Genomic DNA, 19003 nt, shown 5'->3' on the forward strand with positions numbered 1-19003 from the left:
ACCATGGCAGCAGCCCAGCGCACCGTCATCGAGAACGTGGCGATCGCGACCGTGGACGCGGAGGACACCGAGTACGCCTCCGGACACCTCGTCATCGCCGGCAACCGCATCGAGTCGCTCGGCCCCGGCCGCGCCCCCGAGGGCCTGGAGAACGTCGTACGCCGCATCGACGCCTCCGGGCACCTGGTCACCCCCGGCCTGGTCAACACCCACCACCACTTCTACCAGTGGATCACCCGGGGCCTGGCCACGGACCACAACCTCTTCGACTGGCTGGTCGCGCTGTACCCGACCTGGGCGCGCATCGACGAACCGATGGTCCGCGCGGCGGCCCGGGGCTCGCTGGCGATGATGGCCCGCGGCGGCGTCACGACCGCCATGGACCACCACTACGTCTTCCCGGAGGGCTCCGGCGACCTCTCCGGCGCGATCATCCGCGCCGCCCAGGAGACGGGCGTACGCTTCACCCTCGCCCGCGGCTCCATGGACCGCAGCGAGAAGGACGGCGGCCTGCCCCCGGACTTCGCCGTCGAGACCCTCGACGGCGCCCTCGCCGCGACCGAGGAGACCGTCGAGCGGCACCACGACGCCTCCTTCGACGCGATGACACAGGTCGCCGTCGCCCCCTGCTCGCCCTTCTCCGTCTCCACCGAACTGCTCCGGCAGGGCGCCGAACTGGCCCGCCGCCTCGGCGTGCGCCTGCACACCCACGGCTCGGAGACCGTGGAGGAGGAGAAGTTCTGCCACGAGCTGTTCGGCATGGGCCCGACCGACTACTTCGAGTCCACCGGCTGGCTCGGCGAGGACGTGTGGATGGCGCACTGCGTCCACATGAACGACTCCGACATCGCCGCCTTCGCCCGTACGAGGACGGGTGTCGCGCACTGCCCGTCCTCCAACGCCCGCCTCGCGGCCGGCATCGCCCGGGTCCCCGACATGCTCGCGGCCGGCGTCCCCGTCGGCCTCGGCGTCGACGGCACGGCGTCCAACGAGTCGGGCGAACTGCACACCGAACTGCGCAACGCCCTGCTCATCAACCGCCTCGGCGCCCACCGCGAGGCCGCGCTGAGCGCCCGGCAGGCGCTGCGGCTCGGCACGTACGGCGGCGCACAGATCCTCGGCCGCGCCGCTCAGATCGGCTCGCTGGAGCCGGGCAAGCTGGCCGACCTGGTGCTGTGGAAGCTGGACACCCTCGCCCACGCCTCCATCGCCGACCCGGTGACCGCGCTGGTCCTCGGCGCGGCGGCCCCGGTCACCGCGTCGTTCGTGAACGGCCGGCAGATCGTGGAGGACGGCCGGCTGCTCACCGTCGACGAGGACGAGATCGCCCGCTCGACGCGTCAGGAGGCCCAGCGCCTGGCACGGATCACCGCCGGGGGCTGAGCTGCCGAGGGCCGCGCCGGCGGGCTGAGCGTTCGAGGGCTGAGCAGCGGATGGACTCCGGCCGGGAGGGACGGCTCCCGGCCGGCGGCCGTGGACCCGACGCGGTCCACGGCGGCGGTACCCCGGGGCGCGCGTGGACTCGCGCGCCCCGGGCGCCGGTCACCGTCCGCGGCGGGGCATCGCGCAGGGCGTGGCCTCGGGCGGCCGGCCTGACGCCCGGGGCGGGGCGGCGGGCATCCTGGCCGGACCGCCCCGCCTCGCCCCGCCGCTACCGCCCCGACCCGCCGCTACCGCCCCGACCCGCCGTTACCGGTTCCCTTCCTGGCGCCGCGTTCGCAGCACGACCGCAGCCAGCGCCAGCGCGCCCAGCGCGATCCCCGTCGCCACCCGGAACGCCAGCCGGTAGCCCTCGGCCGTGGCCGGTATCAGCTCCGCGCCCCGGCCGACAAGGCCCTCCGTCCGGCCCGCCGCGAGTGTCGACAGCACCGCCAGCCCCAGCGAACCGCCCACGACCTGCGTGGTGTTGAACAACCCGGAGGCAAGGCCCGCGTCCTCCTCCCGCGCCGCCGACATGGCCGTCCCGGTCAGGGCCGGCATCGCGGCGGCGAAACCGGCGGACAGCAGGAGCAGCGCGGGCAGGACGTCGGCGGCGTACGAGCCGTCGGCCGGGGCGCGGCTCAGCAGCGCCATGCCGCCGACGATCAGCACCAGCCCGGCCAGCAGCACCCGGTACGGGCCGAACCGGCCGACGACCCGCGCGGACAGGCCCATCATCAGCAGCCCGATCGCGACCGGCGCCGGAAGGAACGCCGTACCGGTCGCCAACTCGCTGAAGCGGAGGACACGTTGCAGATACAGCGCGCCGATGAACTGGAAGCCGTACATCGTCCCGATCATCAGCACCTGCACGGCGTTGGCGCCGGCCAGCAGCCGGGAGCGGAACAGCCGCAGCCGCAGCAGCGGCCGTGCGGTCCGCGCCTGACGGACGGTGAACGCCGCGAACAGGGCGAGGGTGGCGCCGGCGAGCAGGAGGGTGGCGGTGAGGCTCCGGTCGCCGGCGCCCACGATGACGTACACCGTCAGCATCAGCGCGCCCGTCACCAGCGCGGCACCGGGGTAGTCGGCGCCCCTGCCGAGCCCGGCCCCGCGCTCCGGGGCGAGGACCCGGACGGCCGCCAGCCAGGCGGCGATGCCGATCGGCAGGTTGATCAGGAAGATCCAGTGCCAGCCGACGGCCTGCGTCAGCGCCCCGCCGAGGAACGTGCCGAGCGCCCCGCCCGCCGCCCCGACCGCGCTGAACACCGCGATGGCTCGGGCCTGTTCACGGGGTTCGGGGAAGAGCGCGACCAGCATCCCCAGCACCACCGCCGACGCCATGGCGCCACCCACGCCCTGCACGGCCCGCGCCGCGATCAGCACCCCCTGGCTCGTGGCTGCCCCGGCCAGGACGGAGGCGGCCGTGAACACGGCGAGCCCCGCGGTGAACATCCGCTTGCGGCCCACCAGGTCCCCGAGCCGGCCGACCAGCAGGAGCAGCCCGCCGAAGGGGATCAGATACGCGTTGACCACCCAGGCGAGCCCCGGCCCGCTGAAGCCGAGGTCGCTCTGGATGGCGGGCATCGCCACCGTGACGATGTTGCCGTCCAGGATCGTCATCAGCGTGCCCGCGCACAGGACGACGAGGGACGCCCAGCGGGAGTGGGTTCGGGACGGTGTCACCCGTGGCGGTGACTCGATCGTGGTCGGCATGGTCGACATGCTCTTCAGGCCTCCCCTTGGCCTCTCGGCCCCTTGGTGCACGACTTGTAACGGGGTCCATCGTGAGTAACCTTGGGCGACGGCGTAAGGAGGCAGTCCGATGTCCCAGAGGAACACCGGTGTTACCGCCCAGGTCGTGAACGCGCACGCGTGCCCGGTCCGGGAAGTTCTTGACAGGGTCTCCGGGAAGTGGAGCGTGCAGATCCTCGTGGCAGCCGCGCACGGGCCGATCCGCTTCACCGAACTGGAACGCAGCATCGAGGGCATCAGCCGTCGCATGCTCACCCTCACCCTGCGCAACCTGGAGCGGGACGGCCTGGTGACGCGCACGGTGCATCCGACGGTGCCACCGCGGGTGGAGTACGAACTCACCCCGGTCGCACGCGAGTTGCACGAGACCCTGCAACGGCTGACCGACTGGGCCGAGCGCAACCGCGTGTACATCGCCGAGTCACGGGCGACCTACGACGCCGAGCACCAGCCGGAGCTGCTCGACGCGTAGGCGGCGCGGGGCGCGGGCGTCCTACAGCCCGAACAGGCTGAGGTCGGAGGCGAGTTCCTTGAAGATCTCCCGCGGATCCGCGACCAGCTTCCGCTCCTGGAGGTCCAGTATTCCGCCCACCCCCACGACCTCGGCGGCCACCGTGCCGTCGGTCTTGCGTATCTCCTGCCGTATCCGGAAGGTCTTGCCGCCACCCCACTCGAACTCGCAGGTCACGTCGACCTCGTCACCGGCGAGCAGCTCGTGCCGGTAGCGGATGGTGGTCTCCAGCGCCACCGGGCCCACACCCCGGCCGATCAGCTCGGCCTGGCTGATCCCGGCCGCCTTCAGCAGCGTCCAGCGGGCGTGCTCCGCGTAGTTGAGGTACACCGCCTGATTGAGGTGACCCTGTACGTCGGTCTCGTAGCCGCGGACGGTCACCCGGACGGAAAACGGTTCGGCCACTGCTTTCCCTTCTCGCGTTCGGTTTCTCAGCGATTTCTCTGGGATCCCCGATCTTGGCACGCGCCTCACACCCGTCGTGGCGATGCCAGCAGATACCGCGCTCTCGACCTGGGTTCGGTGTACTCCCCGGCCTGCCAGCCCGCCCCCTCCAGCGTGGCCGCGCAGGCCCGCAGCGCCGCCCCGTCCGGCGCGTACACGGCGACCGCCTCCGGCTGCGGGGTCGCGCGCACCCGGTAGCCGTCGGCGCCCCCGCCCTCGGGGCGGTGCCCCGCCGCCTCCAGCGCGAGCGCGGCCGCCCGCACCAGATGCGTCCGCTCCCAGGAGCACGGCCGGTCCGTGGCACCGTCCGGGTTGGTCATCCGGCGCAGCTCCAGGAGCCCCTGCCAGGCGCTCTGCACCTCGCGCGCCCGGGACGGCCCGGCGGCCTCCTCGTCGTCACCTCCGACGCGCGCCGCGAAGACGCCACCGGTCACGGGCCGAACCACCGGCTCGGCGGTCGCTCCCGGCTCGTCGGTCGCCCCCGGCACCGCCTCCCGTATCCGGTGCCCGGCCGGCGTCAGGAAGTGGTCGTGCGGCGGACGCGGATGCCGGAACGCCAGCCCCCGCCTGACCAGCGCCGCCAACTGGGCCTCCGTCCCCCTCAGCCGTCCGGTGACGGGGTCGGCGGCATCGATCACACGCCGCTGCGCGGCGGTCGGCGGTCGGCTCACGGCGTGCTCCTCCCTGATGGCCCTGACGGTCGGCATGCTTCGAAGACTACGACCGGGCACTGACAACGGGCCGCGCCCCGACCGCCCCTACGCCTGAGCCCGGAGGTTCCACCCCGCGATCACCGGCCGCCCGTGCTCCGTGCCCAGCCGGCACAGTGTCCCGGTCGCCAACTGGAACAGCGCCCCGTCCCGCGGCGGCAGCCCCAGCCGGCGGGCGGTGAGCACCCGCAGGAAGTGACCGTGCGCCACCAGCAGGACGCCGGCCTGGGTGTCGGCGGCGTCCACCTTGGCCAGCATCCGGTCGGCGCGCTCGCCGACCTCTTCCGGGGTCTCCCCGGGATGCTCGGGCGGCCCCGGCGCCACCCCGTCGGTGAACAGGAACCAGCCCGGGCGGGTCTCGTGGATCTCCGGGGTCGTCACCCCCTCGTAGCCGCCGTAGTCCCATTCCCGCAGATCGGCATCGACGCGGGCGTCATCCGCCCCGATGAGTTCGGCGGTCTCCCGCGCCCGCCGCAACGGACTGACGAAGGCCACCCCGATCCGCTGCTCCCGGACCAACGGCACCAGCGAGCGCGCCTGCGCCCGCCCGTGCTCGGTCAGCGGCACGTCCGTCCAGCCGGTGTGCCGCCCGGACCGCGACCACTCGGTCTCACCGTGCCGGACGAGAAAGAGATCACCCATGCGGACAGGCTAGGGGCGGGATGCTCACACTCGGCGGCATCACACGCACGACGCCGGTGCGGTCTCGGCAGGGCGCGTCTGGTGGTTGAGATTCTTCAGAATCCGATGGCTTCGCGGAGCAGCAGGACGGTGCCGCGTCCGGGCTGGTGCTCCGCGTTGAGGATGAGGAGGCGGTTGACGGCGCTGGGCCACCCGTGCGCTGCCTGGGTGCGGGCGCTTTCCAGGGGGAGGCAGTGCTCTTCGACGCGGCGCAGTGCGGCGGGCAGGTCGGCTACGACCTTCTGCGCCCCGACGATCCAGATCGCGCGGGCGGCGCCGCCGGAATAGCTTGGCAGTTGGCTTCCACTGCCCGAGGCCACCACGAGGGACCCGGTCTCGGTGACCGCGGCGACGCTTCCCACGACGACGTCCGGGCCGGCGAGCAGCCGCCGGATCTCATCCATCTGGGTGGCGCGGTCCATGGCCAGGGCGCGTGGCTTGATGGCCCGGTACCGCCCACCGGTGTTGATGTCCTCGTCGATGCCGGACAGGCGAAGCGTCTCGCTGGCCCCGGTGAACACACCGGCGCCCTCCGGTATCAGCTCTTTGACGCGGGTACGCGCGGCGGCGACGTCGTCGAGGATCTCCACGGCGAAACCGTGTGCGGTCAGCGCGGCGGCCGCCCGCTCCAGTGACCGTGCGGGCGCCGGGTCGGCGAACGGCGTCGCCGGAAGTGGGGTGGTCATGATGTCTCTGAGCTCCCTGTTCGCTGGACGATGTGTTGCTCCCAGCGGTTCGACAACACAGACCCCGGGAATGTGAGGCGACGCCCCGGCCTCACATTCCGGTGCGCTGTCCTGTCGAACCGGTGAGAGCGGATGCGACCGAGGGAGCAGTCGGCACCATGACCACCCGATCCGAGTCAGAGCAGGACCGGCCCGATCCGGGCCTGGACGCGATCATGAGCGAGCGGCGTCGGCTGATCAACCTCGCCTACCGGCTCCTGGGCTCCCTGGCCGAGGCCGAGGACGCCGTCCAGGAGACCTACGCCCGCTGGTACGCCATGTCCCGGCAGCAGCAGGACGCCATCGAGTCTCCCGGCGCCTGGCTGACGACGGTCGCCGGCCGCGTCTGCCTCAACCTGCTCGGCTCCGCACGGGTCCGGCGGGAGACCTACGTGGGCGAATGGATCCCCGAGCCGCTGCCCGAGCGTACGGAGTGGATCAGCGGACGGCCGGGCGGTGCGGCCGCCGACCCGGCCGACCGGGTCACCCTGGACGAGTCGGTCAGCCTGGCCTTCCTGGTCGTGCTCGAATCGATGACCCCGGCCGAGCGCGTCGCGTTCGTCCTCCACGACGTCTTCTGCCACACCTTCGCCGAAGTGGCCGAGATCGTCGGCCGCACCCCGGCGGCCTGCCGCCAGCTGGCCTCCTCGGCCCGCCGCCGCATCCGGGCCGCGCAGCCTCCCGCCACCCCGGCGGTCCAGCGCGCCGACATCGTCAGGGACTTCAAGCAGGCATGGGAAGCCAAGGACATCGACGCCCTCATCGGCCTGCTCGACCCCGACGCCACGGCGACCGCCGACGGCGGCGGCCTCGCCGTCACCTTCCTGCACCCGATCGAAGGCGGCGAGCAGATCGCCCACGCCTGGATCGAACTCGCCCGCCGCCGCCCCGCCGACATGACGCTCCTGGAACGCACGGTGAACGGCCAGCCAGGCCTGGTGGCTCAGTTGGACGGCGTCACCGTTACGGTGTTCGCGTTCGAGGTCGCGGACGACCGGATCAAGCACATCTGGGTGGTACGCAACCCCGAGAAACTCCGGCGATGGACGTCGGGTTGACGCGGATCCGCTTGCCCACGGACTGGATGGATGTCATCCGCGCGCGGGATCGTGAACTCGACGGGACCTGCGGCGGTGCTGTCACCGTGCGGGGCCGTCGACGGCGGTCGCACGCCACCAGTCGCCGCCCGGCCTCATCTGTCTCCGCAGCCAACTCGGCTACGGGCGCGTTGATTTCGGTGGTCAGGGATGTCATGGCCGTGCTGCTGCCTTCGGAGCTGACGTGACTCTCGAAACGCTTGTGGTGCATATCACTTAAAGTTATGGGTCTATTTGGCTTTTCCGGGCCGCGATGTCCGTTTGTGCAGGCCTAGACCTCTCCTTGATCTCATGTTTACGTCATGTGCACGACCTGTGAATGACCGATCACAGTGGGCGGGGTCTGGGGAGACCTCGTGGGGGAGGACGTGTCATGCCTGTGGGCAGACAATGGCGTTTCGCGGGTGTGGCCGCTTGTGCCGCGATCGCTCTGAGTGTGCTTCCGTCGACGCACGCGCTGGGAGCTGCACGTAGCGGGACCTCGGCTGGTGCGGCATCGGACATCAAAGGCTCGCCGGATGCCGGTACGGGGACCGCCGGGACCGATGCAGAGGCGATAGCCCTGGCAAAGCGGTCGGGCCACCCCGTGGAGATCACCTCCTTGCGAGGGGAGAGCAGCGAGGTCTTCGCGAATCCTGACGGCAGACTGGAGGCGCGGGAGCACCTGCGTCCGGTACGGGCGCGTGTGGATGGCGTTTGGAAGGCCATCGACACCGACCTGGCCCAGTCGGGAGACGGGATGGTGGCCCCGAAGGCCGCCGCCATCGGACTGGAGTTCTCGGGCGGCGGGGACGCGCCGATGGTGCGCATGACGAAGGCCGGACGGGAACTGGCCTTGTCATGGCCTGGAAAGCTGCCTGCTCCGCAGCTTCAGGGTGCCACCGCGACCTATCCCGACGTCCTGCCAGGCGTCGACCTCCGGTTGGGCGCACAGCAGGACGGCTTCACGCAACTGCTGGTCGTGAAGTCGGCCCAGGCCGCTGCCAGCAAGGAACTGGCCCAGCTGCGCCTGAAGCTCGATGCCGACGGCATGGACGTGAAAGAGACCGACGGCGGCGGTCTGCAAGCCGTGGACAAAGGCGCCGGCGGTGCGGTGTTCGAGGCGCCGCAGCCGCTCATGTGGGATTCCAGCACGGGAGCTTCGGCGCAGAAGGCGGCGAGCGGAAAGCCCTCGGCCGCGAAGGCGGCGAACAGCCCCAGGGCCGACAGCGAGCCGGGCGCGGCGGAGTCGGGCAAGCTGGCACCGGTCGGGGTGGATGTTCCGGCCGGCCAGGACGAACTGGTCCTGACCCCGGACAGCAATATCCTCCACGGCGAGGACACGGTGTATCCGGTGTTCATCGACCCGAAGTTCGACACACCCAAGGCGACATCGTGGACGGTGGCGTCGAAGTACTGGGCGTCCTCACCGCAGTGGAAGTTCAACGGCGATCCGGACGCCGGCCTGGGCGACTGCGCCTGGTACTACTGCAAGCCCTATGACACCAAGCGGCTCTTCTACCAGTTCCCGGTCTCGAAGTACGCGGGCAAGGACATCCTGAAAGCGGAGTTCGTCGTCCGCAACACGTGGTCCGCGTCCTGCAGTGCCAGGAGCGTGCAGCTGTGGCGGACCAAAGGCATCTCGACGTCCACGACATGGAACTCTCAGAACGACTCCGGCTTCTGGATCGACCACCTTGCGACCGACTCCTTCGCCTACGGTTTCGACGGGTGCGCGTCCAAGGACGCCGAGTTCAATGTGAAGTCGGCCGTGCAGCAGGCGGCGGACAAGAAGTGGTCGACGATGACGTTCGGCCTGCGCGCCGGCGACGAGTCCGACGCGTACGGCTGGAAGCGGTTCTCGGACGACGCCTTCCTGCGGGTGACGTACAACCGGCCTCCGTCGCAGATCCGTATGTCGCAGCTGAGCATGGACTACGGCGGCACCTGCCACAAACCGGAGGCCGCGCCCAGGGTGCGCAGTCTTGGCCAGATTCACGCCGATGATGTCACCGACCCGGACGACGAGGCTGTCGCCGTCCAGTTCCGGGCGGAATGGGATGGAGGGGCGTGGAAGCCGGACCTGACCAAATTCAAGGGGTCAGGCTCCAAGTTCTCGATCGGCTTGCCGTCGTCACTCCCTGAGGGCAAGCAGATCCACTGGTTCGTCCGTGCCTACGACGGCGCCCAGTATTCGCCATGGTCATGGGCCGGGAACGCAACCGCCTGCTACTTCACCTACGACAAGCACGCACCGGCGGAGCCCACAATCTCCTCCGGGGACTACCCCCGCGCGGACGACGAGAACCCCGACGACCCCTGGTACGACGGCATCGGCAAGTACGGCACGTTCACGGTCGGCGGCAACGACTCTCAGACGGTGAAGTACCTCTGGGGCATCAACGTCAACCCGTCGACGAACAACGCCATCACCACCTCAGGCGGGGCATCCAAGGCACTCAAGGTGCTGCCACCGATCGTCGGTGTGAACACCCTGTACGTGTCATCTGTCGACGCGGCCGGCAATGTCTCCGCGCCCGCCGGATACAGGTTCAGGGTCAAGTCCGGGCAGCCCGAGAGGGCGATGTGGCAGATGGACGACGCCGCCGGCGCAGGCGCGGCACGGGGGACTGCACCCGACCGCACCGCTGACCTGCACGGCCCTACCCTTGGTGCGGAAGGGGTGAAGGGTAAGGCTGTCTCGTTCGACGGCGTCGACGACTACGCGGCCACAGACATACCCGTCATCGACACCTCGGGGAGTTTCTCCGTCTCGGCTTGGGTCAAGCTGCCCGCCCTGCCCGACCATACGGCCGTCGTGGTGACACAGCCTGGCAACAACTCCCCTGGTTTCGAGATCTATTACTCCAAAGGCTACGAACGGTGGGTGTTCAGCCAGCACACCTCCGACACGCCCGATGCGAGCAGTGTCAAGGCCATGGCCCCCTCGGCGGGCGGCGTCAAGGTCGGCCAGTGGACACACCTGGTGGGCACGTACAGCTCCGGCAGTGACGAGCTGAAGCTGTACATCGACAATGAGCTTGCAGGAACAGCCAGTTACAGCACCCCGTGGGACGCCCGGCGCGGCCTGCAGTTCGGCGCGGCAAGCCTGAACGGGAACAGGACGAACTACTTCCCCGGCGTGATCGACGAGGTGCAGATCTTCGACAAGCCGCTCTCGGCGGGCGAGGTCACCCAGTTGTACGGGAAGCAGTCGCTCACTGCCGGCCGTCCCGCTCGGGCGGCGTTCCCGATGGACGATCCCGCCACCGACGCCGACGGCAACGTCACCAGGCAGCTGACCGGCCACGCAGAGGTCCCGAATGCCACCTTCGTCGGCGGCGTCAGTGCGGGACAGCCTGGAATCGCAGGCAGGGCACTGAAATTCGACGGAGTCGACGACTACGCCACTGTGGGGCGGCCGCTGCTGAACAACCAGAGCAGCTTCGCCATCTCGGCCTGGGCGAAACTGCCCAAGACCAAGCCGGACCATACGGCTGTCGTCGCCGCTCAGACGGGCACGCATCGCGCGGGTCTGGAGCTGTACTACTCGAAGGCGTTCGACCGGTGGGCGGTCAACGAGTACTCGGCCGACTCCTCGGATGCCACTCCGATGCGGGCGATGCAGGCCGACGGCCAGATCGCCTACGGCGACACCTGGACGCACCTGGTCGGTGTACACGACACGGTCGCCAACAAGCTGATCCTGTATGTCAACGGGGTCAAGGCCGGCGAGACGGATCTGCAGGCCAACTGGTACGCGGGCGGCGCCGTTCAGATCGGCGCAAGCTCCTATGACGCCCAGCCGGGCTCGTTCTTCGCCGGGCAGATCGACGATGTCCGGCTCTTCGATCGGCCGGTGTCTGCGCAAGAGGTTCAGCAGATGTTCCGGCAGCGGCCGGTGGTCAAGGGACGCTGGACCTTCCCCATGGCGCCCGGCACCCCACCCAGCACCCCTGACGCATCAACGTCGGGCAACAGCATGGCGCTCAAGGGCGATGCCCGCCTCAACTCCGACGGGGTCGACGGCAGTGTGGTTCTGGACGGGGTGAACGACTACGGGGAGACGTCGACCGTGCCGGTGGACACCAGCGCCAGCTTCACCGTCACCGCCTGGGCTCAGGCGTCGGCGATACCGAAAAAGGGTGTGACCCTGCTGAGCGTGCCCGGAACGACGAAGAACGCGTTCACGGTCCGCTACGAGCCCAGCTCCAACCCGGACACGGACCCGGGCAGGTGGCAGATAGTGATGTCCTCGGCGGACAGCGGCAGCGCCACTGTCACGCAAGTGGACAACGGCCAGTTCTACACCCCCACGGACTGGACACATCTGGCACTGGTCTACGACGGCTTCTCCAAGCACCTGACGCTGTATGTCAACGGTGAACCGGAAATCGTCGCCTGCAAGGACACGGACGGCGACGGGACATCAGACGACTCGACCTGCACGGACAGGTTCTCGTGGGCGGACGACGTCCTGGCGTTCAAGTCGGCGCAGCCGATGCAACTCGGCAGGTGCAAGACCGGAACGAGCACCTGGGGCGAGTACTGGCCCGGTCAGGTCTCCGACGTATGGGCCTTTCAGGGAGCGTTGACAGACGCTCAGGTCGAGCTGCTGGCGGTCGGGCAGCGCGGCATGGAAACCGCCGTCCCCGGCGCCGACTGACCACCCTGGCGGGTCCCGTCCGCGAGACCCGCCAGGCCCCGCCGCCCGGTACTCACACTTCTGCCCGCCCCGCGTCCAGACGCGCGCGGCGGAGCAACGCAGCGAAGGACCAAGGACAGGATGAACGGCAGATCGAGCAGGGGACTCGGAAGGCAGCGGCGACGCCTTGCGCTGGCCTCCGCCGCAGTCATGATCGGCACCCTTCTGCAAGGAGCAACGCAACCGGCCCTCGCCGCGGACAACGGCAAGGGCCGACCAGCCCTGCCCCGTTCCGAGCGACCGGTCTCCGTCACAACAGCCAAGGTGAGGCCGCGCCCTGTGAGGAAGGGGCCCCGCACCCCCGAGGCAGCGCCCCATACCGCCTGGCCCAAGGCAGCAACCGCGGTGCTCGAGCTGCCTGCGGCCGGCGCCAAAAGCCCCAAGGCCGTTGTCCATGCCAGGGGCCTGCCGCTGACGCTCGATATTCAGGGCAAGGCGGGGAAGAGTCCTGCCCACGGGCGAGTCGAGGCACGGGTGCTGAGCCGCAAAGCGGCGCAGCAGGCTGGCATAGACGGCCTGCTGTTCACCCTGCGATCCACGGCGAAGGAGAAGTCCGGAGACGAGGGCCACGTACGTGCCCATCTGGACTACTCCGGCTTCGCCGGCGCCTACGGCGGCGGCTACGCCTCCCGCCTGAGAATCGTCGAACTCCCCGCCTGCGCGCTCACCACCCCTGGAAAGGCATCGTGCCGCTCCAGCAAGCCGGTCACAACCGTCAATGACGGCGAAAAGCAGACTCTGACCGCGCAGAACGTGGCGTTGAACGCCGGCTCCGCCACGGTGCTCGCGGCCGTGTCGGACACGCAGAGTGCGAAGAGCGACTACAAGGCGACCTCTCTGTCCCCTTCGGGGACCTGGAACACGAACCTCAACACCGGTGACTTCAATTGGTCGTACGACATGCCGGTGCCCGACGTCCCCGGAGGGATGACTCCCAAGGTAGGCCTGTCCTACTCCTCCGGATCGATCGACGGGCGTACAGCCAACACCAACAACCAGGCATCCTGGGTGGGAGACGGCTTCGACCTGTGGTCCGGGTTCATCGAGCGCCGCTACAAGCCATGTTCCGACGACGGCGTCAAGCATGCGGACGGCGGCAAGCCGGGTGACCTGTGCTGGGGCTACGACAACGCCTACATCTCCTTCAACGGCAAGGCCGGTGAACTCGTCCCCAACGGCAAGGACTCCTGGAAGCTCAAGGACGACGACGGCACGAAGATCGACCACCTGACGTCCAGTGACCGCGGAAACGGTGACGACAACGGCGAGTACTGGGTGGTGACCACGCCGGACGGCACCCAGTACTACTTCGGTTACAACCGCCTGCCCGGATGGACGGACGGCAAGGAAACCACCGACTCGACCTGGACCGTCCCCGTCTTCGGCGACGATGCCGACGAGTACTGCCACGCCTCTACCTTCGCCGACTCATGGTGCCAACAAGGATGGCGCTGGAACCTCGACTACGCGGTCGACGTCCACGGCAACGCCATCGCCTACTACTACGACAAAGAGACCAACTCCTACGGCCGCAACCTCGAGGCAAAGGACAACACCCGCTACGTCCGCGGCGGCACCCTGGACCGCATCGAATACGGGCTGAAGTCCACCTCCATGTACAGCACCAAGGCCCTGGCCAAGGTGAACTTCACCAGCAGCGAGCGGTGCCTGCCGGACGATCACACCACCTGCTCGGACATCTCGGCCGACGCCGCCTACTGGTACGACACACCGTGGGACCTGAACTGTGACACCGGTAAGGACTGCGACAAGGGCCGTTTCTCGCCGGCATTTTTCACCCGTAAGCGGCTGACTGACGTCACCACCCAGGTCTACGACGGCACCACCCACGACGTCGACTCCTGGAAGCTGACCCACAGCTGGGGCAAGGCCGACACCGATTACCAGTTGCTCCTCGACTCGGTCCAGCACACCGGAAGAAGCGCCACCCCGGCGATCAGCCTGCCGAAGACAACCTTCGTCTACACCCAGTTGGCCAACCGGCTGGACCGGACCGGCGACGGCTACCCGCCCTTCGTCAAGGACCGCCTGTCCACGGTCGCCGACGAGTCCGGCGGCCAGATCGACGTCAACTACTCAAAGCCGGCCTGCGACTGGGACGCGCTGCCTACACCTGAGACAAACACCACCCGCTGCTTCCCGCAGTACATCGGGGGTGACTCAACAGACGACCCTGAGCTGAAATGGTTCAACAAGTACGTCGTTGACTCGGTCACCGCAACCGACCGCACCGGTGGAGCCCCCGACCAGGTCACCGCCTACGACTACCTCGACGGCGCTGCCTGGCACTACGACGATGACGACGGACTGACCAAGGAAAAGTCCAAGACCTGGTCCCAGTGGCGTGGCTACGGGCACGTCCGGGTTCGCACGGGCGGCCAGGGCGGCGCCTCCGCCATGAAGAGCCAGCAGGACAGCTACTTCCTGCGCGGCATGGACGGCGACCGAAAGAACACCAGCGGCGGGACCAAGACCGTTTCCGCCACCCTCGGCGACGGCGAAGGCGACCCGATCACCGATGACCCTTCGGCGGCCGGCTTCACCTACAAGACGGCCACCTACTCCGGCCCCGACGGCAAGGTCCTCGCAAAGACCGTCAGCCGGCCCTGGCACCACGAGACGGCGAAGAAGGAAAGAGCCTGGGGCACCGTCACCGCCAACTTCACCGGCACGTCCAGCTCCAAGACCTGGACCTCCCTCGACGACGGTGCCGGCACGTCCTGGCGCACGACCTCCACGGACACGACCTACGACACCGTCGCTGGACGCGTCACGCAGGTCGACGACTTCGGTGACAACAGCACGAAGGCCGACAACACCTGCACCCGCACCACCTACGCCACCAACACCAAGGACAACATCCTCATCCTCCCCTCCCGCGTCGAGACTGTGGCGACGTCCTGTTCCGACACCCCCAGCCGGCCTGACGACGTGATCTCAGACGCGCGCACCGCTTACGACGGCGGCGCCTACGAGGTAGCTCCCACCAAGGGAGACCCGACCGGCACCGCGACGCTCAAGCAGTACGACGGCACGACCGCCCTCTACCTGGAATCCGGCGCCACCTACGACAGCTACGGGCGCCAGCGCACCAGCACTGACCTGACCGCGGACGTCAAGGTAACGGCGGCCGGTGCACTCACTCGCACCACGCGCTCCGACGGCAGGACCACCACCACTGCACCGGACCCCACCACCGGCTTCGCGACCAAGGTCAGCATCACCACACCGCCGGCCAAGGCAGGTGACTCGACCACCGCTCAGACTACGAGCGTCACGTACGACGTCCTGCGCGACCTGCCGCAGACCCAGACCGACACCAACGGCAAGGTAACCAGCTTCGCCTACGACGCGCTGGGCCGCTCCGCCAAGGTCTGGCTGGCCGATCGGCGCACCAGCCAGACACCCACCTATGAGTTCACCTACAGCCAGAGCGACAACCAGCCGGTCGCGGTCGGCACGAAGACGCTGGGCAACAGCGGTGGGCAGCGCACCTCCTACGCCCTCTACGACGGCTTTCTGCGGCCACGCCAGACCCAGGCCCCCGGGCCGAAGGGCGGCAGCCTGCTGGCCGACACCTTCTACGACGAACGAGGCCTGGTAGCCAAGGAATTCGCGACGTACTACGCGGAGAAGCCGCCGACGACCGCTCTGTCCAAGCCGGCAGACGCCCTCAACGTCGAGACCCAGAACCGCTACAGCTACGACGGCCTCGGACGACAGACCGAAGCCAGGCAGATCGCCGGCAATGGCGATGGCGGAGCCGTACTGTCCACCACCAGGACCGTCTACGGCGGCGACCGCACCACCGTGATCCCACCCGAGGGCGGCACCGCCACCACCACCCTTGTCGACGCCCGGGGCCGTACCACCGCACTGCACCAGCTCCACGCGCGCAACGTCGACGCCGCCTACGACACCACCACCTACGACTACACACCTCGCGGCGAACTGAAAAAGGTCACCGACCCGGCGGGCAACGCCTGGACGTACACCTACGACCTTCTCGGACGGCAGACCAGGACGACCGACCCCGACAAGGGCACCACCCTCAGCACCTACGACGACCGCGGTCAGCTGACCACCATCGACGACGCCCGCCCCGACACGCCGCTGCTCTGGAACGGCTACGACAACCTCGGCCGCAAGACCGAGGTGAGAGAGAAGTCCTCCACCGGAACCCTCCGCGCCGCATGGGTGTACGACACCGTGAGCGGGGCCAAGGGCCAGCTCGCGGAGTCCACCCGCTACGTCGGCACTAATGCCTACACCAGCAAGGTCGTCTCCTACGACCGGCTCTACCGGCCGCTGCGCACATCGGTCACCATTCCGGCCGTAGAGAAGGAACTGGCCGGCACCTACGACTCCACAACGTCGTACAAGACATCGGGGCTCACAGCCGGCACCGGCTATCCCAAGGCCGGCGCCCTGCCTGCGGCGACCGTCGCCTACACCTACGACGACGAGACCCTGCGTCCTACGGTCCTCGACGGCAGTCAGGGCATCAAGGCGACCACCAGCTACAGCCTCACCGGCAAGCCCCTGCAGTTCGAACTGTCCAACAGCGGCGGCAAGAAGACCTGGGCCACTAACACCTATGAGTGGGGCACCCAGCGCCTGGCCAGCTCTCGCGTGGACCGCGAGAACATCGCGGGCGTCGACCAGAACAGCACCTACCACTACGACGACGCGGGCAACGTCCTGTCCGTAGCGGACGTCTCCCGCGACGGCACCGACGCCCAGTGCTTCACCTACGACTACCTGCGCCGCCTGACCGAAGCCTGGGCCCAGAACACGACCGCCTGCGCCACCACCCCCAGCAGCGGCATCGCGGGCGGTCCCGCCCCCTACTGGCAGTCGTACACCTACGACCTGGTCGGCAACCGCCGCACCGAGACTCTCCACAACCCCGCCGGCGACACCTCCAAGGACACCAAGCGGACCTATGCCTACCCCGATCCCGGAAAGGCTCACCCGCACGCCCTGTCCTCGGTGACAACCACCGGTCCCACCAGCACCATCCAGGACAGCTACAAGTACGACGAGACCGGAAACACCACGACCCGCACCCTGAACGGCGACGCCCAGAACCTCACCTGGGACCCGGAAGGGCACCTCGCCAAGGTGACCGCGGCAGGCAAGACCACCGAGTACCTGTACGACACCGACGGCAACCGCCTGATCGCCCGCACCCCCACCGAGACCACCCTCTACCTCGGCCCCACCGAGATCACTCTGCCCAAGGGCACCACCACGCCCAAGGCCACCCGCTACTTCGACCTCGGCGGCGGCAACCTGGCCGTCCAACAGGACGACGGCACTGTCACCTTCACCCTCGCCGATCACCACGGCACGACCCAACTCGCCGTCAACGCAGGCACACAGAAGCTCACCCAGCGCCGCACCCTGCCCTTCGGCGACATACGAGGAACCAAGCCGACCGCCTGGCCGGGAACCAAGGGCTTCGTCGGCGGCACCGACGACACGAAGTCGACCGGCCTGACCCACTTGGGCGCCCGCGAATACGACCCCGCCACCGGCCAGTTCCTCAGCGTCGACCCGCTCCTCACCCCCGATCAGCCGAACTCGCTCAACGCCTACAGCTACGCGGGAAACAACCCCCTCACTTTCTCCGACCCGACCGGACTGAAGTACTACGAAGGAGACAACACCGGCTGGACCGAAGCCGCCCCCGATAAAGCTCCCGAGGTCATCTCCCGGAACAAGAGGAACACAGGAACCGGGGGTGTCAACCCGACTTACTACGGCGGCTCAACACCGTTCACCGCCCCAGTGGGAACGGGCCAGGCACTCTTCGACACCCCGGAGGCCTACTGGAAGGCGGCAAAGGCCCTCGAGAGGCGAGAAAAGGGCCTCTACAACGTGTGGAGGAACCTGCCCACTTGCGAGATGGGGGCATCGGGCTGCGCCAAGATCCCTTGGGATGACACTGCCCAGACGGTGATCTTCCGCACCATTTGCAATATCCCCGGAGTCGTGTGCAGCGGTCAGCAGTCATTCGCCCGGCGGATGGCGGACGCTGCCAAGCTCCTGATGCCCCTCGAAGCGTCGCTTGAGCTCCGTTTCCGCGGAGGTACTGCGGCGGCTGCTGAAGAACGGCTGGGCATGGGCTCGCCGTGCAGCTTCAGCCCTGATACTCAAGTTCTACTGGAAGACGGCAAAACCAAGAAGATCGGAAAGATCAAGCCTGGCGACAAAGTCGAAGCGGCTGACCCGGAAACAGGGAAGCACCGGGGCGCTCGTCGAGTCACAGCCCGCTTCGTTAACCACGACGACGATCTCATCGATCTCAAAATTCGCAAAAAGGACGGCAAGAACGGCACTCTGCACACGACTTCCCTCCATCCCGTCTGGGACGACACCGAACACGCCTGGATCAGCGCAGGCGAGTTGACCCCAGGGCACACCCTCAGCACGGCCACCGACGGACACGTCGTCCTCGCCGAGGTCAAGGTCATTGCCGGCGCCGCCGACATGTACAACCTGACCGTCAGCGAACTCCACACGTACTATGTGCTGGCGGGTAGGACTCCGGTCCTCGTTCACAATGCAAATTGCGGCCCGTCTCTGAAGGATTTGCAGAAGGACTACCCACGGCGCACAGTGGGGATTCTTGATGTCGGCGGCGATCAGCTTCCGATGATCAGTGGTCCTGGCGGCCAGTCCGGGCTCCTCAAGAATCTTCCGGGTAGAACCAAGGCCAACGCAGAGCACGTGGAGACGCATGCAGCAGCATTCTTGCGCATGAATCCAGGTGTCAGAAAGGCCGTGCTCTATATCGACTATCCGACTGGGGCATGTGGGACATGTAGAAGCACCCTGCCTGACATGCTGCCCGAGGGCGCTCAATTGTGGGTGATATCGCCACGGAAAACTGAGAAATTCGTCGGGCTTCCTGACTGATTCAGGAACGGAATCGGCGGCCGATCCGGAGGGAT

The 19003-nt window shown here is 68.4% G+C and carries 10 protein-coding genes; 5 read left to right on the forward strand and 5 right to left on the reverse strand.

Going from position 1 to position 19003, the window contains the following annotated elements; translation table 11 throughout:
- Nucleotides 1–3 precede the first annotated feature (3 nt).
- Nucleotides 4–1383, forward strand: a complete 1380-nt coding sequence (locus ACFY01_RS12750; RefSeq protein WP_390735715.1) for an 8-oxoguanine deaminase — start codon at nt 4–6, stop codon at nt 1381–1383.
- A gap of 306 nt (nt 1384–1689) precedes the next feature.
- On the opposite strand, the gene ACFY01_RS12755 is transcribed toward ACFY01_RS12750, so the two are convergent.
- A complete protein-coding gene (locus tag ACFY01_RS12755) occupies nt 1690–3132 on the reverse strand; it encodes an MFS transporter (RefSeq protein ID WP_390735716.1) in 1443 nt (480 codons plus the stop codon).
- Between the two features lie 109 nt (nt 3133–3241).
- On the opposite strand from ACFY01_RS12755, the gene ACFY01_RS12760 reads away from it, so the two are divergent.
- The gene (locus tag ACFY01_RS12760) at nt 3242–3643 is read left to right on the forward strand and encodes a winged helix-turn-helix transcriptional regulator (RefSeq protein ID WP_390735717.1); all 402 of its coding nucleotides are present in this window, start codon (nt 3242–3244) and stop codon (nt 3641–3643) included.
- 21 nt (nt 3644–3664) lie between these two features.
- On the opposite strand, the gene ACFY01_RS12765 is transcribed toward ACFY01_RS12760, so the two are convergent.
- The 4 genes from ACFY01_RS12765 to ACFY01_RS12780 form a co-directional block, all read right to left on the reverse strand.
- On the reverse strand, nt 3665–4087 hold the full coding sequence (locus tag ACFY01_RS12765; RefSeq protein ID WP_390735718.1) for an acyl-CoA thioesterase: 423 nt from the start codon (nt 4085–4087) through the stop codon (nt 3665–3667).
- Nucleotides 4088–4152: 65 nt separating this feature from the next.
- Nucleotides 4153–4797 (reverse strand): hypothetical protein, encoded by a 645-nt coding sequence (locus ACFY01_RS12770; RefSeq protein WP_390735757.1) that lies wholly within the window; start codon nt 4795–4797, stop codon nt 4153–4155.
- A gap of 87 nt (nt 4798–4884) precedes the next feature.
- A complete protein-coding gene (locus tag ACFY01_RS12775; RefSeq protein WP_390735719.1) occupies nt 4885–5478 on the reverse strand; it encodes a histidine phosphatase family protein in 594 nt (197 codons plus the stop codon).
- Nucleotides 5479–5573: 95 nt separating this feature from the next.
- Nucleotides 5574–6203, reverse strand: a complete 630-nt coding sequence (locus ACFY01_RS12780; protein ID WP_390735720.1) for an LUD domain-containing protein — start codon at nt 6201–6203, stop codon at nt 5574–5576.
- 158 nt (nt 6204–6361) lie between these two features.
- On the opposite strand from ACFY01_RS12780, the gene sigJ reads away from it, so the two are divergent.
- The 3 genes from sigJ to ACFY01_RS12795 all read left to right on the forward strand — a co-directional run bounded on the left by sigJ (nt 6362) and on the right by ACFY01_RS12795 (nt 18968).
- On the forward strand, nt 6362–7300 hold the full coding sequence (gene sigJ / locus ACFY01_RS12785; RefSeq protein WP_390735721.1) for an RNA polymerase sigma factor SigJ: 939 nt from the start codon (nt 6362–6364) through the stop codon (nt 7298–7300).
- A 625-nt stretch (nt 7301–7925) separates the two neighbouring features.
- A complete protein-coding gene (locus ACFY01_RS12790; RefSeq protein ID WP_390735722.1) occupies nt 7926–11984 on the forward strand; it encodes a LamG-like jellyroll fold domain-containing protein in 4059 nt (1352 codons plus the stop codon).
- 189 nt (nt 11985–12173) lie between these two features.
- Nucleotides 12174–18968, forward strand: a complete 6795-nt coding sequence (locus tag ACFY01_RS12795) for a polymorphic toxin-type HINT domain-containing protein (RefSeq protein ID WP_390735723.1) — start codon at nt 12174–12176, stop codon at nt 18966–18968.
- Nucleotides 18969–19003: the final 35 nt, after the last annotated feature.

It is taken from the genome of Streptomyces sp. NPDC001480 (genome assembly GCF_042894725.1).
GTDB lineage: Bacteria > Actinomycetota > Actinomycetes > Streptomycetales > Streptomycetaceae > Streptomyces.